A 21061-nucleotide genomic window follows, 5' to 3' on the forward strand; every position below is an offset into this window, starting at 1 on the left:
CGAGCGCTACGACTCCTGAACGGGTGTCCGGAAGGATCTCGGGCTGCCAGTGCGACGGATCAGCCGCGGTCCGTGGTTGAGTAGCAGGTTGACCAGCAAAGCGGCGATGCCGTCGGTGACATCGACCGCCCACACCACGTCCTCGTCGATGGCCAGGGCATCGGTGAGGCAATGCGATGGCTTGCCGTTGAGGTGGCTTGACCCGAACGAGTGATTGCCTGCCTGGGCGGGAGCGTGTGAGCTGATGCCATGCATCGCTGGTCCCCTTTGAATGATCGGCAACGAGCGCTTCTCGGTCGCCTGGCCGCAGGCGAGAAGCTGAGCGCGCAGGAGCTGAGCGACAGGCGCTCTGCCTACGCGCTGCGCGACCGCGGACTGCTGGTGGTACGCCGTAGCCGTGGAGGTTCGTCGGCAGAGGTGACCGAGGCTGGGAAGTTCTACCTCAAGCACGGTCACCACCCGGACCATCCAGGGCACACGGCTGAGGATAAGCAGACCACGTCGTCGACTCGGGAGTCGCAGAGTCGTACCACGAAGGTGAAGCGTGAGACCGAGCAGCGGGCTGCAGCGACCAGACGCGGCACGCGCAAGGGCGCCAAGAAGACGGCGAAGGGCGTGGCGTCGTACGTCGAGAGGCCCATCCCCGTAGCGCGGCGGGCGAAGGCGACTCAGCTCATCGCACAGCTTGTCGCGGAGCGGCAGGTCATCATCCACGCACCCGACGAAGCCCAGGTGGTGGAGTGGCGACGCGTCATCGATTTCGCGAAGCGACACGGACTCGTCCCGTCCGGCAAGCGCGTCGAGAAGTCCCGCATGTTCAACTGCACCCGGGACCTGCAGATCTCGCTTCTCGACGGCCTCCATCCCAACTCCGGTCGGCAGATGCCGGAAGACACGCCCCAGGTCCCGGTACCCGTTGAGTTGCGCTCACCGCACCGGGTCGTGGCCGCAATGCGCGATGATGAGGGTCGGCTCGTGATGCCGACGGAACCGCGCCGCCGTGCCCTCCGGGTGCTCCAGGGGCTTGCTGCTGAAGCCGTACGGCGGGGACACAGGGTGGAGGAGCGCCCCGTTCCTGATCGCTACCGCAGCCGCGGATACTCCTACAACGGGCGTTACGTGCCCCCGAGCTATTCGCGCCGCGAAGGCGAACTGGACCTGGTCGTCGACGGCTTCACGTACACCGTGACGATTAAGCAGGAGAGTCCACAGGCTATGGATCCGGAGCGCAGCGAGAAGCTGATGCTCGAACTCGGCTATAGCCGTTCCGCTCGCCGGAGGCAATGGGCCGACCGCAAGCGCTGGGCGCTTGAAGACGTCCTTGGCGCGGTACTCCAGGAGGTCGAGTCTCGCGCGGTCGAGGACGCGCAGCGCAAGGTGGACGAGGAGCGGGCGAAAGAGGAGCGCAAGGCCCGCTGGCAAGAAGCCATGGCTGCGGCGAAACAGCGAGCCGTTCAGGCCCAGCTGGCTCGTGTACTCGGCGAACAGGCTGCACAGTTGCGGGAAGTCGCGGTCTTGCACCAGTACTGCGAGGCGCTGGAAAGGCGCATCGCCAAGGCGGTGGGGTCCGAGGAGTCGGAAGTCGCCTCGGCGAGGGAGTGGCTGGCCTGGGCACGGAGCCATATTGAAGCGATCGATCCGCTGCTGCGGCTTCCTGGGATGCCAACTCCACGTGAGCCGAAACCGGATGATTTGAGGCTGTACCTGACGGGATGGAGCCCGTACGGGCCGGAGTCCCACTCAGGCTGGGGGGACTTCTGACATGCCCATTCACCCAACTGGGGGCGACGATAGTCCCGAAGCGATCTCTGGCTCGGCGACTGTCGCGGTGAGGCGGTCGTTGCCAGGAAGGGCGAGGCCGCGCAAGCAAGCCTTGCGCGAGTTCGAGGAGTCCAACGCCAAGTTACGTGAACGACTTCCGCCGACGTTGGGCGCACTGTTGGTGCCAGAGGCGGGGCAGTGCTACCGGTGGCGTGTCCAGTTGGACTGCGGGTGCATCGACGAAGTCCTGACACTCGGCGAGGAGAGCTTGCCGATTGACCGGCAATGGCGCGGCCCCGAGTACGAGCGGCTGCAGAAGAGGCAGATGCTCTGCGTCCATGATGACGCTCCGCCCGCGCAGTACCGGGACATCGTGGAGTGGGGCGAGCGCAGGGAAGTTACTTTTCCCGCGGACCCTGTGGAGCCTCGCGGAGGGATGGATCCTCATACGTGGGCCTTGATCCGCCATGACGAGCCGCATGCCAGTGCGTTCTGGAAGGTGACTCTGGCCTGTGGCCACATCACCGATGTCATCGCTCCCGAGTTGCAGTGGAAACCTGAAGGCGGACCTCGCCTGTGCCGCGCCGAGCGAGTTGAGGAGATGACCAAGGAGTTCGAGGAGTACTGCGCGTCGACCCCGACTGCTCTTGATCACCGCGAACAGGGCCACATGCGGCGGATGCTCTCACAGGGCTGGCCGAGCCCAGAACCCGAGTGCCTCTGCTACACCTGTCCCTACGTCCGGTGGATTGTGGCCTACCAGCGCATCGGATGGCTGATCCCACGCGCGACGGAGCCGAAGCGACAGCAGTCACAGACGACGGCGTCCCGCGCTGGCCTGGAACGAAGGCTCCGGCATGCGGAAGCCGAAGCTCAGCGACTGCGGAGCCAACTTGCTGAGCTTTGCGTGCCTTGCGAAGAGTTCATGGAGGATACGGACGCTGTCGCGGGACTGGTCACCGAAGAACGCGCCGTACCTCTTGCCGAGCAGAAGGGTGCATTGACGGAATGGGTGCTCATCCTGAGCACACGCGGTGCCGGAAGCGGCGTCATCAACCTGATCAAGCTCTGGCTGGAACGGGATCAGAAGCGTTCCGTCGAACTGCCCGGCAAGAATCCCGAAGAGCCACCGTTCACCGTACGTGGATCCGGCGAGAAGATCTCACTCGGCCTTCTGGAAGAGACGACAAGGCGGCTGTCGAGGGCGCAACCCCGCAGAGGCTGACAGCCGGGGGAAGCAGCGGGCAGACGGCACCCGGCTGAGGCCGAGACCGCCGGGCCGCGATCTCGGGACGCGAGGCTGTCACTTCGTGTTAGCCTGATGCTTTTGCGTGCTCGAGACGGTTGGCGATCCTGCTTGTCCGGTTCCTCTTGTTTCATCGACTGCTCATTCCTACCGGGCCTTCCTCGGTACGTTCGCATGCGGAAGGCTCTTCATGAATCACCCTGACCTCCCCGGCACCTCGCACAGCGATCTCGCCCCGCTCATGGCCACTGCGCCAGCGGTGCCCCCGGTCGCTTCCTTCGCCGCCCTGGAACTACCAGCCGAGGTGCTGCGAACGCTCAGCGAACTCGGTGTGCGCGAGCCCTTCCCGATCCAAGCAGCCACGCTGCCCAACGCCCTCGCGGGACGCGATGTCCTGGGGCGCGGGCGCACCGGATCGGGCAAGACGCTCGCTTTCGGCCTACCGCTGCTCGCACGGACGGCTGGGCGGCGCGCGGAACCGAAGCAGCCCCTGGCTCTGATCCTGGTGCCAACCCGAGAGCTGGCCCAACAGGTCACCGAGGCGCTTGCGCCGTACGCGGAGGCACTGCGGCTGCGGATGGCCACGGTCGTCGGCGGCATGTCGATCGGCCGGCAGGCCGCTGCGCTGCGCCATGGAGCCGAGGTGGTCGTCGCCACCCCCGGCCGTCTGCACGACCTCATCGAGCGCAGGGCCTGCCGCCTGGGACGGGTAGGGATCACCGTCCTCGACGAGGCTGACCAGATGTGCGACATGGGCTTCCTGCCGCAGGTGACCGAGGTGCTCGACCAGGTACACCCCGACGGTCAGCGGATGCTGTTCTCGGCCACTTTGGACCGCGACGTCGACCACCTGGTCCGCCGCTACCTCCACGACCCCGTCGTCCACTCGGTCGACCCGTCCGCGGGCGCAGTCACGACGATGGACCACCATGTTCTGGTCGTCCACGGCCCCGACCGGTACGCCGTCACCACGGAGATCGCCGCCCGTGACGGCCGCGTACTGCTGTTCCTGGACACCAAGCACGCGGTCGACCAGCTCACCCGGCATCTGCGAGCCAGCGGAGTGCCCGCCGCGGCCCTGCACAGCGGCAAGTCCCAGCCGCAGCGCACACGGACCCTGGCGCAGTTCAAGAACGGCCAGATCACCGTCCTGGTGGCGACCAATGTCGCGGCCCGTGGCCTGCACGTCGACGACCTCGATCTCGTGGTCAACGTCGACCCGCCCACCGACCCCAAGGACTATGTGCACCGCGCGGGCCGTACCGCCCGGGCCGGTGAGTCCGGCAGCGTCGTCACGTTGGTGCTGGCGGGCCAGCGCCGCGAGATGAGCCGGCTGATGGCAGAGGCCGGCATCGAGCCGACCATCACCAAGGTGCGCTCGGGCGAGGCGGAGCTGAGCCGGATCACCGGGGCCAAGGCCCCCTCCGGCACCCCGCTCGACGGCGGGCCCGCCGCGCCCCGGCCCAAGAACACCAACGCTCCCTTCCGCGGCCTGGGCACCAGCAAGGACACCTCCCGCGGCGCCGGCGGCAAGTCCCGAAAGGCGGGCGAGGCCCGCAAGCTCGCCGAAGCCCGCAAGGCGGCCCGGGTGCGTCGCGGCGGCTGAGAGCCGCTGCCCTGATCATCGAATACATCCGACCCCGGAACGGAGAACCCCCAGCCCGGCCCGAAACCCTCCTGCGCGTACTCCTACGAGATGAACGCCCTCGTGGTGTGCCCGGCATGACAAGCTGTGCTTCCCACTGCCCGAACCCAGGAGGTCGCCATGACCGCAGAGTCTGAATCCAAAGAAGGTTCGGAGCCGACCGACCCCGAGACGTCCGCTCTGGTGCCCGACAGCGACGGCCACTACGACCTGAAACGCAAGTTCCGGGAGGCCCTGGCGCGCAAGCGCGGTGCGCAGGCGGACGCCGCTGACCTCACTGCGAACGTTGAGGCGTCGAAGGTCCGTAGGGCGAACGGCCCGGCTGCGAGCCAGCGGTCGTTCCGGCGCAAGAGCGGCGGCTGAGTCAATGAGCTCTTTCAGCATTGCCGCTCCAGAGTGAGCACGGCCGCGGAGATTGACGACATTCGATTCGGACTGCACCGGGACCTGCGGTCAGGGGTGTCGTCACCCGCGGGCCAGCTCCCATGTAGGCGTGGTCGGCGAGGATGGGAACGCCCTGGCGTTCGCAGATCCGGATGATCCGGTGGGCGCGGGCCGCAGTGAGATCGTGCGCGCGGCCGGGTATCGTCGGCGAGATCCACAGCAGCCGCCCGACCGGGTCGGTCACCATCTGCACGTTTACTCCGTGTCGGCGGTGCTTGTAACGAGCTTGTGGGCACGGTGTTAACAGCCCCCCAGAAACCACTCAGGAGCCCGACCCGCTGAGCGGATCAGGCCCCTGACCTGGTACTGCACTGTCGGGGTGGCGGGGTTTGAACCCACGACATCTTCGTCCCGGATGAAGAAGCCGTGGGCCGTGTCTCGCCCGCCCGGCTGGTCAGTGGCCCCTCTCGCCCGGCAAGTGTGCGTCTACGCTGAGGGCTGTCTTTGCGGAGGTTGGCGGACACGAACAGGGGGTCATGGAGTGGATCCTGACGGCGGTAGAACTCGGCCGACCGGTAGTAGCTCGACGCGCGCAGGAACGCTTCGCGCGCGCTGACCGGGTCGCCGGCCGCAAGCGAATCCTCACCCCGCTTCGCAGTGCGCTCGGCGGTCGACTTCCAGACGGCGGTCCAGGCGTCCTCATCCCCCTCGGGGATCTGTGCCGTGGTCACGATGACCTCGCCGATGTCGGCACCGGCGTCCCCGGCGAATCCCACGGCACGGAGCGTCTCGAACGTGAAGGCCTCGTCCTTGAAGATGAACTCCGTGGGAAATCCCTCCGCTCAGGCGGGCTTGGCTGCCCGCGCCGGCCTCGGAGTACGTGACTGCCCTTGAAACACCGCAACGCTCGTCGATGCGGTCCGCTTCGGGAGGATTCGTCCCGACGAGCCTCCGGCCGGTGACGCGGGACGCGCCCCTTTCAGGCGGCGACGGCGACCCGCGTGGGCAGTGACCGCACCGCCCGGACCAGCGGCTCCAGCCTTGCATCCCGGGCTGCCTCCGCGAGTGCCGCACGCAGGGCGGTGTCGTGTGCGGGACGGGCCGCCTCCAGCAGCTCCATACCGGCGTCGGTGACGTTGGTGTAGATCCCGCGGCGGTCGGTGGGGCACAGGTAGCGGGACAGCAGTCCGCGGTCCTCGAGGCGGGTGACCAGGCGGGTGGTGGCGCTCTGGCTGAGGACGACGGCGTCGGCGACCTGTTTCATCTGCAGATGCCCGCCGTCTCCGTCGTGCTGTCGGCTGAGCACGTCGAGTAGCGAGTACTCGCGGGCGCTCAGGCCGTGATCGGTTCCCAGGGCGCGTTCGAGGTGCGTCTCGATCTTGCCGTGCAGCAGGGAGAGGGCGTACCAGCCCTGGGCCAGAGCGGAAAGGGCTGGGTCGGTGGCAGTCACGGGAGCCTCCTTCGTCGGCGGGCCTGCCTCGCGCTATCAATAGTTGCACACGATGGCAAATTCAATCTACATCATCCATCGTTTGCATGTATCCCGCGTCTGCAACTATTGTGGGCGACTGTAAGCGTCTAATGCAATCGCTTGGAAGGTATCTCTCCCCATGCCTCTCGCGCTCCTGGCCCTGGCCATCGGGGCCTTCGGGATCGGCACCACCGAATTCGTGATCATGGGCGTGCTGCCCCAGGTCGCACACGACTTCGGCGTCAGCATCCCCACCGCCGGCCTGCTGGTGTCCGGCTACGCCCTCGGCGTCGTCATCGGTGCCCCGCTGCTCACCGTGCTCGGCACCAGGGTGTCCCGCCGGAAGATGCTCATGTTCCTCATGGGCCTGTTCGTCGTGGGCAATGCCCTCTCGGCCCTCGCGCCCAGCTTCGGAGTCATGCTGATCGGCCGGATCGTCGCCTCGCTCGCCCACGGAGCGTTCTTCGGCATCGGCTCCGTGGTCGCCGCCGACCTGGTGGCTCCCGAGAAGAAGGCCTCCGCAATCTCCCTGATGTTCATGGGCCTGACGGTGGCCAACGTCATCGGCGTCCCCGGCGGCACCTACATCGGGCAGGTCGTCGGCTGGCGCGTCACCTTCACCGTCGTCGCCGCCCTCGGCATCATCGGCCTCCTCGGCGTCGCCAAGCTCGTCCCCGAGCAGGGCAGACCCAAGGCCGGAAACGTCCGCGCCGAATTCGCGGCCTTCAAGAACGTGCAGGTCTGGCTCGCCATGGCGATGACCGTCCTCGGCTACGGCGGTGTCTTCGCGGCGATCACCTACATCACCCCGATGATGACCCAGGTGGCCGGCTACCCCGAGGCCGCTGTGACCTGGCTGCTCGTCCTGTTCGGCGTCGGCATGTTCCTCGGCAACCTGCTCGGCGGCAAGTTCGCCGACCGTGCCCTGATGCCGATGCTCTTCACCACCTTGGCGGCCCTGGCCGCAGTGCTGCTGCTGTTCACCGCCACCGCCCACAACAAGGTCCTCGCCGCGATCACCCTCACCCTGATCGGCGCGCTCGGGTTCGCCACGGTGCCGCCGCTCCAGAAGTGGGTCCTCGACCAGGCCTCGGCCGCCCCGACCCTGGCCTCCGCCGCCAACATCGGCGCCTTCAACCTGGGCAACGCACTGGCCGCCTGGCTCGGTGGCGTGGTGATCTCGGCAGGGCTCGGCTACACCTCGCCGAACTGGGTCGGCGCCCTGCTCTCCGGCAGCGCCCTGCTGCTGTCCTTCCTCGCCGCCTTCCTCGACCGTCGCAGGCGGCGCCCGGCCGCCGGCAACGTCGTGGCCGGCTCCACACCGGCTCGGCAGACCAGCGTCCCGATCGGCCACTGACCCCGGGTCGGCCCGGCCTGACCAGAACCCGAACACCACGAACCGAGTGAGCAACACACCATGAGCACCCCCAGCACCGTCACCCTCAACAACGGCGTCGAGATCCCCCAGCTCGGCTTCGGCGTCTTCCAGGTCCCCGACGCCGAGACGGCCGCAGCCGTCACGACCGCCCTCGAGGCCGGCTACCGCTCCGTCGACACCGCCTCGATCTACGGCAACGAATCGGGAGTCGGCAAGGCCCTCGCCGGCTCCGGCATCGCTCGCGAAGACCTGTTCGTCACCACCAAGCTGTGGAACGCCGACCAGGGATACGACGCCACGCTCAAGGCCTTCGACGCCAGCCTGGACAAGCTGGGCCTGGACTACGTCGACCTCTACCTGATCCACTGGCCGACCCCGGCCCGTGACCTGTACCGGGAGTCGTGGAAGGCCATCGAGAAGCTGGCTGCCGACGGACGGATCAGGGCCGCGGGCGTGTCCAACTTCCAGCCGGCGCACCTGAGGCGCCTGCTGGAAGGCGCCGACCTGGTGCCGGTCGTCAACCAGATCGAGCTGCACCCCGGCCTCCAGCAGAACGAGCTGCGCGCCCTGCACGCGGAACTCGGCATCGCCACGGAGGCGTGGAGTCCGCTCGCGCAGGGCGCCGTCCTGGGCGATGAGCCGATCACCACCATCGCCGCCCGGCACGGCAAGTCGCCCGCACAGGTCGTGCTGCGCTGGCACCTGCAGCTCGGCTCCATCGTCATCCCCAAGTCTGTGACGCCCGCCCGCATTCGCGAAAACCTCGACGTCTACGACTTCGCTCTGTCGGACGACGAGATGGCCGCCATCAACGCCCTCGACCGTGGTCTGCGCACCGGTCCGGACCCGGACACCCTCAACTAGCCCGTCCCGACCGACCCGTGCGGGACGGATCCGCACCGTCCTTACCGACGTTGAAAGGAGTCCCTCTGATGTCTCCCACTCCCACGGCCCTGGAGCGGCTCGTGAACCCCGCGGGTCTGCCGACTCTGGGACTTGAGCTCCCCCTCGACAACGACTGGGGCAACACGCGCCTGCGTGCCGACCGGGCTGCCGGCCGCCCGTTCGGTGTCCCTGACCTGACCCGTCACGCCGAACTCGCCCGCCTCGCCGACACCTTGGGCTTTGCGAGCCTGTGGGTCCGGGATGTTCCCTTGTACGACCCCGAGCAGTTCGGCGACGCCGGCTCCGTCTTCGAGGCGTTCACGCATCTGGGGCATCTGGCGGCAGTCACCGAGCGGGCCGTGCTCGGGACCGCCGCCATCGTGCTGCCGCTGAGGCAGCCGCTGCTCGTCGCGAAGGCGGCGGCCACGGTCGATGTCCTCTCCGGCGGTCGGTTCATCCTTGGGCTGGCCAGCGGCGACCGGCCGGTGGAGTATCCCCTGTTCGGTGCGGACTTCGCGGCCCGCGGTGCCACGTTCCGCAAGAACGTGGAGATCCTGCGCGCTGCCTGGGCCACCCGGCCGAGCGGGCAGGGCATCAGCCTGCCCGACATCGGGCTCGGCGCCGATCGCAACCTCGAGGTGCTGCCCAAGCCGACGGGTCGGTCCATCCCCATCGCCATCGCCGGGCACGCCCAGCAGTCCGCGGAGTGGATCTCGCGGAACGCGGACGCGTCCCTCAACTACCCCCGGCCTTTGGGCGCGTTGCGACTGAAGACCCGCGAGTGGCAGCAGCTCACCGCCGGGGCCCCCAAGCCGTACCTCACCCCGATGCAACTGGACCTCGCCGAGGATCCGGCCGTCGCCGCGACCCCGATCCGGCTCGGCTTGCGTACCGGATCCGAGGCTCTGGTCGACCACCTGCGGGAGATGGGCGGGCTCGGTGTCAGCCACGTCTCCTTCAACCTGCGCCCCGGTGACCGTCCCGTCGAGGAGATTCTCCAGGAACTCGCCGAAACGGTACTGCCTCACTTCCCTTCCGCCGGGGTGTCGGCCGCGACCGGTTCGGACGCTGTCGCCACGCTTTGACCGGCCATCCGGGAGGCGCCGTCGCGTCCCCTTGTCCCACACCGAAAAGATCTCAGCCTTCAAAGGACTGACTCATGTTCCAGAACATCGTGGTTGCCTTCGATTCCAGCACAGGCGGTGCCGTCGCCCTGCGCACAGCGACTCGCCTGGCGCAGGCCTCAGGTGGCGTCGTGCACGTTCTCCACATCGCCGTCATGGACATCGAGCGCTACGCCGCTGTGCGTTTGGAGGACACCGACGTGGCGCAGCAGGTGCTCGACACCGCGGTCGCGTCGGTTGTCGACGCCGGCCTCCGCTCCGAAGGCCACCTCGCGGCCGGCACGGTCAGTGAGGTGCCCGGCATCATCACCGAGACCGTGCGGCAGGTCGGGGCGGACCTGCTGGTGATCGCCCCTCATCGGCGGAACATGTTCACCGCTTGGTTCACACCGCGGGTGAGCGACGCGGTGACACACATCAGCGACATCCCTGTTCTCCTGGTGCCCGACGGCGTCAAGGAGTAGCGGGCTCAGCGCCGGGTGCGCACCCCTCGGCACCACACCCCCTCGGCGCCTCGGGTGCCCGCCTCGCCGGCGCGGTGGCCCATCAGCTCGCGGCCGCCGGTTCGGGTATCGGTCTCGCCTCGCTGTGTATCGGGGTGGGCCAGGGCATGGCGCTGGTCCTGGAACGCTGAGCCTGAAGGGTGTCGGTGGAACGCTTGCGTTGAGGCGATTGCTCGTCAGCCGGCCGCGGTGACCATGAGGTGCGTGAGGTCCGGGATGACGCCGAGCGTGGCGTGTGAGAGGACGCCGGGTTCGGTGGGACCGCCGCTGTAGCCGACGGCGGGCATGCCTGCCGCGAGCGCGGCGTCCACGCCGGCCGGGCTGTCCTCGACGACGAGGCAGTGGGCAGGGGGGCAGCCCAGGCTGCGGGCCGCGTGGAGGAAGAGGTCCGGGGCGGGTTTGCCGCGGGGGACGTCATCGGCGCTGAACACCTTGCCGGTGAACCGTTCGATGAGGCCGGTGGCCGTCAGGGAGTGTTCGATGCGCTCGTGGCTGCCGCTGGAAGCCACGCAGTAGGGGAGTTGGCGCAGGTCGAGGTAGTCCAGCAGTTCTCGGACACCGGGCATGGTGTGCGGTCGGGCGGCGAACGCGTCGCGGACCCGGTTCCGGTAGACGCCGAGCCAGTCGGGACCGAGGGGGACGGTGGCGTGGGCGCGGACCTGCTCGTACAGATACGACTCGGGCCTGCCGAGGAACCGCCGCCGTACCTGCGCGGGTGTGAGGGGCCAGCCGGCCTCTGTGGCCATCTCCGCCACAATCGCGGGGCCTATGCGTTCGGTGTCCACCAGAACTCCGTCGCAGTCGAAGATGACGAGCCGGGTGTCACGCAGGGCACGGCGTGGGCGCGTGTTCACGATGACCTCGCTTCGCGGGGGATATCGACGGTGCCCCGCCCTGCTGTCGCTGTCGGCGGCTGCGGGGCGGGGGCAGTGGGCGACGGGATCGGGTGTCAGCCCTCCTTCTGGGCGTCGTGGTCACGGGTGAGCAGGACGGCCAGCTCCTCCAGGGCCGCCTCCGCGCCGTCCCCCTCGGCGGCCAGCACCACCGAGTCGCCGTGGGCGGCTCCCAGTGCCAGTACGGACAGGAGACTGCGCGCGTCGACGGGGTCCCGGCCGTCGCGGGCGATGGTCACCTTGACCGGCTGCTTGGCGGCGGTTTGGACGAACGCGGTCGCGGGTCGGGCGTGCAGCCCGCTGCGGGAACCGATGGTGACGACACGCTGGGGCATCGTGAGTGCTCCTTTGTCTGGGGGGGGAGTCGGACTGCTGGGCGTGGCCGCGCGCAGGGCGGCCACCCTTACCGCTCGGGCCTTGGACGCCGACGGCGTTTCAGGACCTCGCGGCGGAGAGGGATTCCAGGGCGGCCGCTACGACGGCGCCTTCGGTCATGCCGACCGCGGCCATCGCCTGTGCCGCGGGTGCGGAGGTTCCGAAGCCGTCGACGGTCACGGTGCGGCCGTACTCGCCGAGCAGGTCGTGCCAGCCGAAGGCACACGCGGCCTGGACGACGACACGGGCCCGGACGGACGGTGGGAGTACCGCGTCACGGTAGGCGGCGTCCTGTTCGGTGAACCATTCCTTGCACGGAACGGAAACGACCCTCGCCGCCACGTCCCGCTGGGCGAGCGCGTTCCGGGCCTCCAGGGCGAGTGGCACCTCACTGCCGCTGGCCAGGAGCACCACATCCACGGCGCCGTCGGTGTCGGCCACCACATAGGCACCGCGGGCCACTCCCTCGCGCACCTCGTCGGCCGGTGTCGGCAGTACGGGCAGCGCCTGACGGGCCAGTACCAGTCCGACCGGCCCGGGGCGGCCGAGTGCGCTCAGCCAGGCGGCCGCGGTCTCGGTGGCATCGGCCGGGCGGACCACCGACAGACCGGGCATGGCCCGCAGCCCGGCGAGGTGTTCCACCGGCTGATGGGTGGGGCCGTCCGCGCCGAGGGCCACGGAGTCATGCGTCCAGATGTGGACCACCGGGAGGCTCATGAGGGCGGCAAGCCGCAAGGAGGGCCGCTGGTAGTCGCTGAACACCAGGAAGGTGCCGGCGAACGGGGTGTCGTAGCCGACGAGGGAGATGCCGTTCAGCGCGGCGGCCATCGCGTGCTCGCGAACGCCCCAGTGGATATTGCGGCCGTGGAGGCCCCGCCCGCTGCCCTCGTCGGTCGGCTCGTCGGCCGGCAGGAACGAACCACCGGAGGTGATGGTCGTGCGGTTGCTGTCGCCGAGGTCGGCCGAACCGCCCCACAGCCGTGGCAGCGCGTCGGCCAGGGACTGGATGACTTTGCCGGAGGCGTCCCGCGGTGCGACGAGGGTTCCCGGCTCGAACACGGGGAGGGCGTCGGCGGCCCCGGCGGTGTCGATGGGCCGGATGGCGTGTGCGCGTGCCCGGGCACGCTCGGGGTGCGCGGCCGCCCACTCGGCGAGCGCCGTGTTCCAGGCGCGGTGCAGTTCGGCCCCTCGGGAGACGGCACGCCTGGTGTGCCGCAACACCTCCGCCGGAACGGTGAACGGATCGTCGACGATGCCCAACAGCGCCTTGAGCGCGGCCACTTCGGCCACGCCCAGGGGGGCGCCGTGCGACGCGGCTGTGTTGGTCGCGTTCGGGGCGGGGAAGGCGATCTGCGACTTCAGGGCGATGAGGCTGGGCCGGCCGGTGTGCGCGCGGGCCATGGTCAGCGCGGTGTCGAGGGCGTCGGTGTCGATGTCACCGTCGGCGGCGAGACCCACCGTCTGTACGAACCAGCCCTGGGCGGTGAAGCGGGCGACGGTGTCCTCCCGGGTGGTCAGGCCCGTGGAACCCTCGATCTGGATGCTGTTGTCGTCCCAGATCACCACCAGGTTGTCCAGGCGGTGGCGGCCGGCCAGAGCCCCGGCTTCGTAGGAGATGCCTTCCTGGAGATCGCCGTCGGAGCACAGCACCCACACGGTGCGGACGGGAACGCCGTCCGCGGTCGCGTCGGCCCCCGTCAGCCGGGCCTGGTCCCGTTTCAGGGCCATGGCCATACCGACGGCGGTGGCAACCCCCTGGCCCAGCGGCCCGGTTGTGGTTTCCACCCCGGTGGTGTGCCCGTACTCGGGGTGGCCCGGCGTGAGGGATCCGAGCTGTCGGAAGCGCCGCAGGTCGTCCAGTTCCAGCCCGTAGCCGGTGAGGTAGAGCTGCGTGTACTGCAGGATGCTCGCGTGCCCGCACGAGAGCACGAAGCGGTCGCGCCCCTCCCATGAGGCGTTCGCGGGATCGTGCCGTATGTGGCGCTGGAACAGCAGGTGGGCAACGGGGGCCAGAGCCAGCGCGGTGCCCGGATGGCCGGAGCCGGCTGCCTCGACCGCGTCCACCGCCAGGGCTCGCGCCGCGGCGATGGCCCGCTCGTCCGCCTCGTCGAGCACGCGCCCCGCCCGGCCTTGCGAGGGCATGGCCGTCTGCTCTGTTGCGAAAGTCACGGAGACTCCTTGGAGAGGTCATGACGTCATGATGACTTCGGAAACGTAGTCGATATCTCCGTGTAAGCGCCAGGGATCCGCCGGGAGGGGAACCTCACAGCTCAGCGGAAGGTCACGGGGAGGTGCGCCGGTGCATGGGCGCCGGCCGGTGCCCGTATTTCGCTTCGGTTGCGACTATTGACGCGTTCAGCAACCTGTAGTCATCATGACGTCTCGATGACACATGAACTCGATGAGGAGATCAGGGATGGCGGGGCACAAGTACGCGCAAGTACGTGACCACCTCCTGCGCCGCGTCCGTGACCTGCCCGTGGGTGGACAGCTGCCCGCCGAGAGTGTGCTGTGCGCGGAGTATGAAGTGAGCCGCATCACACTGCGTCGCGCCGTGGACGAGCTGGTCCAGGACGGATACCTCGTGCGGGAGCACGGCCGTGGCACCTTCGTGACCCACCCGCGCTACAACCTGAAGCACCGCGAGCGGTTCGTGAACGAGGTGACCGGCTTCCACACGCAGCTGGCCCGCCAGGGTCACACCGTCACCTCCGAGGTGGTCGCGCAGGAGCGTATGCGGGCCGGGGCGCGGCTGGCGGACGCGCTCGACATCAGCCGGGCCGCGTCGGTCATCCGGCTGGAGCGGGTGCGCCGGGTCAACGGAGTGGTGCACCATCTGGCCGAGTCGTATGTGGAGGAGGAGCGGTTCCCGGATGTCCTGACGACCGACTTCACCTCCACATCGCTCTACGCCTATCTGCGCGCGCACCATGATGTGCTGCTCGCCCGCAACGAGATCGTCGTGGGCCTGCACATCTGCGACGGGCGCGAGGCGGCCCTGCTGGGCGTGGCCGAGGAGTCTCCGCTGCTGCTGGCCACCTCATGTGTCTTCGAGCCGGGCGGCAGACCGGTCATCCACGGCACGTCGAAATTCCTCCCCGAGACCGCGGAACTCTCCTTCGACATCGTCGCCGATGTCGAGTAGTCGTCCCCAGCGGCCTTGAGAACAACCACGTAGGTGCACATGCTGAGTGATCTTTTGACCGAGGAGAAGATACGTTTCTCCCAGGACAGGCTGACCTGGCGAGAGGCCGTGACCCAGGTCGCCCGGCCGCTCCTCGACGCGGGTGACATCACCCCCGGCTATGTCCAGGCCATGCTGGAGTCGATCGAAGCCGGCGGAACGTACATCGATCTGGGCCACGGCATCGCCCTGGCCCACGCGCGGCCCGAGAGCGGGGCCGTACGCACCGCCATCTCCATGCTCCGGCTGCGCGAGCCCGCCCCGTTGCTCGACCAACCGGAGCACGCGGTCGACCTCTATTTCTGCTTCGCGGCGGTCGACGCCGAGGCGCATATGAGCGCCATGGCGTCCCTCGCCCGCATCCTGTCGGACGCACCCACGCGTCAAGCTCTGCGAGACGCGCCTACCGCGCCCGATGTCGCCAAGTTGATCACTCAGTTCGAGGAGTCCCAATGAAGTTCCTGGCCATGTGCAGCACCGGACTCGGCAGCAGTTTCATGGTGCGCATGAACATCGAGACCATCGTCGGTGAGCTGGGGCTCTCGGACGTCACCGTCGAGCACTCCGACATCAGCTCCGCCGGACCGGACAGCGCCGACGTGTTCTTCGTCGCGAAGGACCTGGAGGACGCCACCCAGGGACTGGGCGACGTGGTCGTGTTGAACAGCATCATCGACATGGACGAACTGCGCGACGCGGTGAAGGCTGCCGCCACCCGGCACGGGCTCCTCTGACCCGGACCCACTCGTTCGTCCCCACACAGCGCATCCCGACGCGGCGGCAACGCCCGCAGCAGACAGCGGCCGGCCGCCGCCCCGCGCGCCTCCAGCCCACAGCACTCGGCGCCCCCCTCTTCTCCGCGTCGATCAACGGGCCGTACCACCAGCCAGTCCGGCCGTGCGCCCCCTCGCCGCCCCGTCCGGCACCCACCCATCCCCGCAGTCACGGCCTCGTCGTGCCCGAAGAGAGGTGTTGTCAGTGAACAGCGTTCTGCAGAACCTTCTCGATGTCTTCCGTGAACCCTCCGTCATCGTCGGCTTGATCGCCCTCCTGGGCCTCCTCCTGCAACGCAAGTCACTCTCCGACACCATCAAGGGGACGACCAAGGCGTTCGTCGGCTTCCTCGTCCTGGCGGCGGGCGCCGGAGTGGTTTCCGACGCCCTGACCCCGTTCGGCGAGATGTTCCAGCACGCCTTCGGTGTGCAGGGCGTCGTGCCCAACAACGAGGCGATCGTCGGCAAGGTACTCACCGACTACGGATCCCAGGCCGCGCTGATCTTCTTCTTCGGCATGGTCGTGAACGTGCTCCTGGCGCGGTTCACGCGGTTCAAGTTCATCTACATGTCCGGGCATGTCGCCCTGTACCTGGCGGCCATGATCGCCGTGATCCTCATCGCCAACGGCTTCAGCTCCTGGCAGGCCGTTCTCTGGGGCGCCATCGCCCAGGGCCTGATCACCACGCTTTCTCCCGCACTCGTCCAGCCGTGGATGCGCAAGGCGACCAAGAACGACAATGTCGCGCTCGGCCACACCGGCAACTTCGGCATAGCCACCAGCGGTCTGGTCGGCAAGCTCTTCGGCAACCCCGAGAAGTCCACGGAAGACCTGAAGATCCCCAAGGGGCTCGGCTTCCTGCGCGACACCACCGTCGTCATCGCCAGCTCGATGGGTGTCATCTATCTGCTCGTCACCCTGGTGGCCGGGCCCGGCTATGTCGAGGACAAGCTGAGCGGCGGCCAGTGGTACCTGCTGTGGGCCGTCATGCAGGCCGGCAAGTTCGCCGCCGGCGTGTTCATCATCCTGGCCGGCGTCCGCGTGGTGCTCGCCGAGATCATCCCCGCCTTCAAGGGCATCTCCGAGAAGCTGGTCCCCAACGCCCGGCCCGCCCTCGACGTCCCGATCGTCTTCACCTTCGCCCCGAACGCCGTACTGATCGGCTTCCTGTCCAGCTTCGTCGGTGGACTCATCGGCATGGGAATCCTCGTGGCCGTCGGTGGAACGATCATCATCCCCGGCATCGTCGCCCACTTCATGACCGGCGCCGCATCCGGTGTCCTCGGCAACGCGACGGGAGGACGACGCGGCGCGGTGCTCGGTGCCATGGTCAACGGCCTCATGATCACATTCCTTCCGCTGCTCGTCCTGCCCTACCTCGGCGACGTCGGGCTGCAGAACTCCACCTTCTCCGATGCCGACTTCGGAGTCTCCGGTCTCCTCCTCGGTGGCGCGGTCCATGTCAGCCATGCGGCCGTCATCGGCCTGATCATCTGCGCGCTGGTCGCCGTCTTCGTCGGCAGCGCCCTGACCACCCGTCGACAGGCCGCCAAGGAAGCCTCCACCACGTCGGAGAAACTGCCCACTGCCTGACCCACTCACCGCGACGCGGCCCGGGGCACCACCGGGCCGCGTGTGCGTGTCCGCAAGGTTGCAGAACGCAGAAGAGACGGACGCGCTCCAGGTCCACGATCGTCAGGCGCGGCCGTCCGGGGTGGTCAGGTACGTGGCGTAGGCGAAATCCGCGTGCACACCGGCGCCGTCGAGGTCCTGCGCCCACAGTCCCAGCATGGCTCCGGTGAAGCCGAGGACCCGGAGTTGTCCGTCATGGAACTCGTCCGCGTGCTCGTCAGAGAGGACAGTGGCGTCGAGTTCGAGTGGCAGCGTTCGCAGCCCTTCGCCGGTGTCGTACGAGAAACGCAGGACCGGCACGTCGAGCGCGGCGTGCAGCACGACCGGGCGGCCCGGTTCGAGCGGGATCGCCGGGTCGTGCGCGGTGAGTTGTCCTGCCTCGCAGCTCAGGGCCCGCAGGACGGGCGAACCGTCGTCCCGCGCCATGACGTACAGGTAGTGCCAGTTGCGGGTGTTGTAGTAAGCGGTCAGTCCCGCCAGGTGGTCGGGGGTACGCGGGGCGAAGGTCAGGCTCGTCTCGAAGGAACAGCGCCGTGCGGTCACCCGCCGGGCGAGCAGGCTGGGGGAGCGGCGGCCCACCGGTGACTGGCCGCCCCGGATGCGCAGCCGTCCCGGTGCCGGTTCGAGCCAGTCGCCGGTGGCCGGGCGGCGCAGGGTGGACCAGTCGGGGCCGAGGTCGGGATCCGACCTGGTCGAACGCACCCTCTTCAACGGCTTCCTCGGCGGCGTCGGCCTCGACGGCCACACCTGGCTCTACATCAACCCGCTCCATCTGCGGGCCCGCCCGCACGAGCGCCCCGGCGACCAGACCGCCCACCGCACCCCGTGGTTCCGGTGCGCCTGCTGCCCGCCCAACGTCATGCGCCTGCTCGCGAGCCTGCCGCACTACGTGGCCAGCACCGACGCGAACGGCCTCCAGCTGCACCAGTACGCCACCGGCACCTACGGCGGCGGCGACCTGACCGTGGGCGTTTGCACCGAGTACCCGTGGCACGGCACCGTGACGGTGACCGTCCAGGAGGCTCCCGAGGCCGAGCGCACGCTCTCCCTGCGCCTGCCGGCCTGGTGCACGGACCACACGCTCACGGTCGACGGCACCCCGGCAGAGGCCCGGGTGGAGGACGGCTGGCTGCGCCTCACGCGCGCCTTCGCCCCCGGCGACACCGTCCGGCTCGCCCTCGCGATGCCGCCCCGGCCGACGGCCCCGTCCCCTCGCGTCGACGCCGTCCGCGGCTGCGTCGCCATCGAGCGCGGACCGCTGGTGTACTGCCTGGAGCAGACCGACCAGCCCGATGGCCTGGACCCCGACGGCATCGCCCTCGACCCCTTTGCGCCGCTGACCGAGCAGGACCGTCCCGACCTGCTGGGCGGGATCGTCGCCGTGGCCGCCTCCGGCGATCGGCTTCCGGCGCCGGACGCCGGCGGATGGCCGTATGCGCCGCACGGGACGCGCCCGCGGCGGCCGGACGGCTCGGTCGAGCTGACGGCGATTCCGTACTACGCCTGGGCCAACCGTGAGCCTGGCGCGATGCGGGTCTGGATCCCGGTGGCGGGCCGGAACCAGCGAGAAGGGCGGTTGGGCATCGTGCCCAACCGCCCTCCTCTGTCAGCCGGTGCCGAACCCCAGCAGCACCGCGGACCGTTCGACGGGGAGGGTCACCCTGAGATCCCGGCCGTTCCACTCGTACGCCGGGCTCGGCCCCGCCTCGAACAGCACCCGGGGCCGGGAGTCCTCGCGGACCCAGGGCAGGGGGACGTTCAGCGTCTGCGGGGCGCCGTCGCGGCGCCAGAGCGCCAGCAGGGTGGTGTCGTCCTCGGCCGTGAGGGCCAGGGCCGTCCACCCGTCGCGCCAGTGGGGGAGTCCCAGGGGCCAGCGGGGCCGGGCGCCCGGCAGCAGATGCCGGTAGGTCGTGTACGTGTCGACGGCCCGGCGCACCAGCGCCGCCTGTTCGGGGGTGAGCAGATCAGGGCGCCCGCTCAGGTGGACGCGGCCGAGCAGCGCCGAGACCATCACCATGCCGAGCTCCGCCTCGCTGTGCTCCGGCAGCGGATACGCCCAGATGGCGCCCTGCTCGGGGGTGACCGCGCTGGGCGCGGCGGCCGCGATGGCCGGCAGGAGGCGGAAGTCCTGCTGGTCGCTGACGGAGTGGATGGGCAGCCGGGAGAGGATCGCGTGGTCGGTGCGGCTGCCTCCGGCCGCGCAGCTCTCCAGCACCAGGCCGGGATGGCGGTCGAGCACACCGTCCAGCCAGTCCAGGTAGGCGCGGTTGTGGCCGAGGAGACCATGGCCGGGGCCGTCGGCGGGGCGGGGGCCGTCGGTGCCGGGTCCGATGTCGATGTTGTAGTCGAGCTTGAGATAGCCGATGCCGTAGTCACGCACCAGCCGGTCCACGACCGCGTCCAGATGGCCGCGGGCGGCCGGATGACGCAGGTCCAGCTGATGGCGGCCCCACTCCACGAGCCGTACGCCGTCCCGGCGGAAGAACGCCTCGTCGGGCAGGGCGGCGGCGATCGGGCTGCGGACGCCCACGACCTCCGGCTCCAGCCACAGCCCCGGGACCATGCCCTGCGCCCGGATGCGTTCGATGACCTCGCCGAGCCCGCCGGGGAACCGCGGGGCGGACTCCACCCACTCGCCGACGGCGTCCCACCAGCCCGGCACCCCACCGGGCCCCACCGCGCCGGGCGGCTCCGCGTCGTACCAGCCGGCGTCGATGCAGAACACCTCGGCTCCGGCCGTGGCCGCCGCGTCCACGAGCGGCAGCAGTGCCCGGGTGCTCACCTCGCCCATCAGGCTGTTCATGAAGTCGTTGAAGACCACCGGCAGCCCCTGGTGGTCGGGGTGCGGCCGCCGAGTGGCGCGACGGTGCCGGGTCATGGCGTCCACCGCGGCCTCGAATCCGCCGGAAGGGACGACGGCGACGGAGACGGGCACCGTGCGGAACGACTCGCCCGGTTCCAGGCGATGGCGCCACTGGTGTTCGCGGTCGGTCGGCCCGGACAGCGCGAGGTACACGTCTTCGAACCGGTCGCCGAACTCGGCGTGCCAGGAGCCGTTGTGCTCGATCTGCCACATCAGGGCGGCGCCGGTCGCGGTCTCCTCGACGCAGCCAAGAGGCAGGTGCTCGGAGGAGGACCAGGAACCCGTGCTGGTGACGGCGATACGGTTCTTGGAGCCGGTCTGCCCGAACGGCACCATGCCGACGTCGTGGAGACCGCGCTGGGCCAGGGTGGCCCGGGACCACCGGAACTCGCCGCTCCAGGGATTGGCCGCCAGCCAGAGCGACAGTCCGTCCTCCCAGCGGCTGCCGTCGGCGAGGCCGCGCGCGAGGTTGGAGAGGGCGAAGGAGGAGACGTACTCCAGGGTGACGGGCTGCTCGCCGGCGTTCTCGACGTACGCCTCGGCGGTGAGGGCGGGGATGCCGGCGCGCAGCCGGTAGACGGCGGTGACCGTCAGGCCGGTGACCTCGTCGGCCATCCGGACCCGAAGCACCCGAAGGCTCTCGCCTTCTTCGCCTTCTTCGCCCTCCTCGCCCTCCTCGTGGCCGACATGGCGCAGGGCCCGGGAGGCGGCGCCGTCCACGTGACGCTTGCCGGAGGTGCCGAGGCGTCCGCTGCCGGCGGTCTGGATCTCGACCAGGGGCAGGGCCCGGTGCGCGAGCCGGTCGCACAGTTCGGGCTGGAGGGCGGGATCCGGCAGACCGGCGGCCTCCCCGGCCGCCAGCAGTCTCACCGGTCCCTCCGGGGCGTATGAAAGGAGCAGGGACAGCTCGTCGGTGCCCCAGCGCAGATGGGTGACGGACACG

20 protein-coding genes and 3 pseudogenes are annotated in these 21061 nt (G+C 69.4%); 14 read left to right on the forward strand and 9 right to left on the reverse strand.

The annotated features are described in order from the left end of the window. Positions 1–6: 6 nt before the first annotated feature. The gene (locus ACZ4WQ_RS34320; protein WP_398375569.1) at positions 7–255 is read right to left on the reverse strand and encodes a hypothetical protein; all 249 of its coding nucleotides are present in this window, start codon (positions 253–255) and stop codon (positions 7–9) included. On the opposite strand from ACZ4WQ_RS34320, the gene ACZ4WQ_RS34325 reads away from it, so the two are divergent. From ACZ4WQ_RS34325 to ACZ4WQ_RS34340, 4 genes are all read left to right on the forward strand, one after another. After that, complete coding sequence (locus tag ACZ4WQ_RS34325) at positions 250–1761, forward strand: hypothetical protein (protein ID WP_398375570.1); 1512 nt, start codon at positions 250–252, stop codon at positions 1759–1761. The two genes, ACZ4WQ_RS34320 and ACZ4WQ_RS34325, sit on opposite strands and share 6 nt — an antisense overlap. Positions 1762–1873: 112 nt before the next feature. Next, on the forward strand, positions 1874–2986 hold the full coding sequence (locus ACZ4WQ_RS34330) for a hypothetical protein (protein WP_398375572.1): 1113 nt from the start codon (positions 1874–1876) through the stop codon (positions 2984–2986). Between the two features lie 211 nt (positions 2987–3197). Further along, complete coding sequence (locus ACZ4WQ_RS34335) at positions 3198–4613, forward strand: DEAD/DEAH box helicase (RefSeq protein ID WP_398375574.1); 1416 nt, start codon at positions 3198–3200, stop codon at positions 4611–4613. 159 nt (positions 4614–4772) lie between these two features. Beyond that, positions 4773–5015 (forward strand): DUF5302 domain-containing protein, encoded by a 243-nt coding sequence (locus tag ACZ4WQ_RS34340; protein WP_398375576.1) that lies wholly within the window; start codon positions 4773–4775, stop codon positions 5013–5015. A gap of 14 nt (positions 5016–5029) precedes the next feature. On the opposite strand, the pseudogene ACZ4WQ_RS34345 reads toward ACZ4WQ_RS34340, so the two are convergent. The 3 genes and pseudogenes from ACZ4WQ_RS34345 to ACZ4WQ_RS34355 form a co-directional block, all read right to left on the reverse strand. Further along, positions 5030–5316, reverse strand: a pseudogene (locus tag ACZ4WQ_RS34345) (transposase family protein); the annotation flags it as partial. 67 nt (positions 5317–5383) lie between these two features. After that, complete coding sequence (locus tag ACZ4WQ_RS34350) at positions 5384–5812, reverse strand: hypothetical protein (protein WP_398375578.1); 429 nt, start codon at positions 5810–5812, stop codon at positions 5384–5386. Positions 5813–6015: 203 nt separating this feature from the next. Then, positions 6016–6486 (reverse strand): MarR family winged helix-turn-helix transcriptional regulator, encoded by a 471-nt coding sequence (locus tag ACZ4WQ_RS34355; protein WP_398375580.1) that lies wholly within the window; start codon positions 6484–6486, stop codon positions 6016–6018. A 160-nt stretch (positions 6487–6646) separates the two neighbouring features. On the opposite strand from ACZ4WQ_RS34355, the gene ACZ4WQ_RS34360 reads away from it, so the two are divergent. The 5 genes and pseudogenes from ACZ4WQ_RS34360 to ACZ4WQ_RS34380 all read left to right on the forward strand — a co-directional run. Then, complete coding sequence (locus tag ACZ4WQ_RS34360) at positions 6647–7864, forward strand: MFS transporter (RefSeq protein WP_311730528.1); 1218 nt, start codon at positions 6647–6649, stop codon at positions 7862–7864. Positions 7865–7924: 60 nt separating this feature from the next. Continuing rightward, positions 7925–8749, forward strand: coding sequence for an aldo/keto reductase (locus tag ACZ4WQ_RS34365; RefSeq protein WP_468022690.1), 825 nt, complete (start codon positions 7925–7927; stop codon positions 8747–8749). A gap of 68 nt (positions 8750–8817) precedes the next feature. Then, positions 8818–9855 carry a TIGR03571 family LLM class oxidoreductase gene (locus ACZ4WQ_RS34370; RefSeq protein WP_311730526.1) on the forward strand — a complete coding sequence of 346 codons (1038 nt, stop codon included), beginning with the start codon at positions 8818–8820 and terminating at the stop codon, positions 9853–9855. A 74-nt stretch (positions 9856–9929) separates the two neighbouring features. Beyond that, positions 9930–10358 (forward strand): universal stress protein, encoded by a 429-nt coding sequence (locus ACZ4WQ_RS34375; RefSeq protein ID WP_311730525.1) that lies wholly within the window; start codon positions 9930–9932, stop codon positions 10356–10358. Between the two features lie 35 nt (positions 10359–10393). Then, a pseudogene (locus ACZ4WQ_RS34380) lies at positions 10394–10528 on the forward strand (3-oxoadipyl-CoA thiolase); the annotation flags it as partial. A gap of 45 nt (positions 10529–10573) precedes the next feature. Here ACZ4WQ_RS34380 and ACZ4WQ_RS34385 read toward each other — a convergent pair. The 3 genes from ACZ4WQ_RS34385 to ACZ4WQ_RS34395 form a co-directional block, all read right to left on the reverse strand. Further along, positions 10574–11251: an HAD family hydrolase gene (locus ACZ4WQ_RS34385; RefSeq protein WP_385345907.1), complete on the reverse strand. Its 678-nt coding sequence runs from the start codon at positions 11249–11251 to the stop codon at positions 10574–10576. A gap of 95 nt (positions 11252–11346) precedes the next feature. Then, positions 11347–11625, reverse strand: coding sequence for an HPr family phosphocarrier protein (locus ACZ4WQ_RS34390; protein ID WP_358848737.1), 279 nt, complete (start codon positions 11623–11625; stop codon positions 11347–11349). Between the two features lie 100 nt (positions 11626–11725). Next, entirely contained in the window at positions 11726–13807 is a 2082-nt protein-coding gene (locus tag ACZ4WQ_RS34395) for a transketolase family protein (protein ID WP_468022709.1), read from the reverse strand. Between the two features lie 274 nt (positions 13808–14081). On the opposite strand from ACZ4WQ_RS34395, the gene ACZ4WQ_RS34400 reads away from it, so the two are divergent. The 4 genes from ACZ4WQ_RS34400 (at position 14082) to ACZ4WQ_RS34415 (ending at position 17216) form a co-directional block, all read left to right on the forward strand. Next, positions 14082–14810: a GntR family transcriptional regulator gene (locus ACZ4WQ_RS34400; protein WP_311730522.1), complete on the forward strand. Its 729-nt coding sequence runs from the start codon at positions 14082–14084 to the stop codon at positions 14808–14810. A 39-nt stretch (positions 14811–14849) separates the two neighbouring features. After that, positions 14850–15305, forward strand: a complete 456-nt coding sequence (locus ACZ4WQ_RS34405; protein WP_358848738.1) for a PTS sugar transporter subunit IIA — start codon at positions 14850–14852, stop codon at positions 15303–15305. Then, positions 15302–15583 carry a PTS sugar transporter subunit IIB gene (locus ACZ4WQ_RS34410; protein WP_311730520.1) on the forward strand — a complete coding sequence of 94 codons (282 nt, stop codon included), beginning with the start codon at positions 15302–15304 and terminating at the stop codon, positions 15581–15583. The genes ACZ4WQ_RS34405 and ACZ4WQ_RS34410 overlap by 4 nt, the downstream gene beginning before the upstream one ends. 244 nt (positions 15584–15827) lie before the next feature. Then, positions 15828–17216, forward strand: coding sequence for a PTS ascorbate transporter subunit IIC (locus ACZ4WQ_RS34415; RefSeq protein WP_398375585.1), 1389 nt, complete (start codon positions 15828–15830; stop codon positions 17214–17216). 102 nt (positions 17217–17318) lie between these two features. On the opposite strand, the gene ACZ4WQ_RS34420 is transcribed toward ACZ4WQ_RS34415, so the two are convergent. Next, positions 17319–17957 carry a beta-xylosidase family glycoside hydrolase gene (locus ACZ4WQ_RS34420; protein ID WP_398375587.1) on the reverse strand — a complete coding sequence of 213 codons (639 nt, stop codon included), beginning with the start codon at positions 17955–17957 and terminating at the stop codon, positions 17319–17321. Here ACZ4WQ_RS34420 and ACZ4WQ_RS34425 point away from each other — a divergent pair. Next, positions 17854–18789: pseudogene (locus ACZ4WQ_RS34425) on the forward strand (beta-L-arabinofuranosidase domain-containing protein); the annotation flags it as partial. The gene ACZ4WQ_RS34420 and the pseudogene ACZ4WQ_RS34425 sit on opposite strands and share 104 nt — an antisense overlap. A 72-nt stretch (positions 18790–18861) precedes the next feature. On the opposite strand, the gene ACZ4WQ_RS34430 reads toward ACZ4WQ_RS34425, so the two are convergent. Next, on the reverse strand, positions 18862–21060 hold the full coding sequence (locus tag ACZ4WQ_RS34430; protein WP_398375589.1) for a glycoside hydrolase family 36 protein: 2199 nt from the start codon (positions 21058–21060) through the stop codon (positions 18862–18864). Position 21061: the final 1 nt, after the last annotated feature.

It is taken from the genome of Streptomyces sp. NPDC028305, from assembly GCF_055569495.1.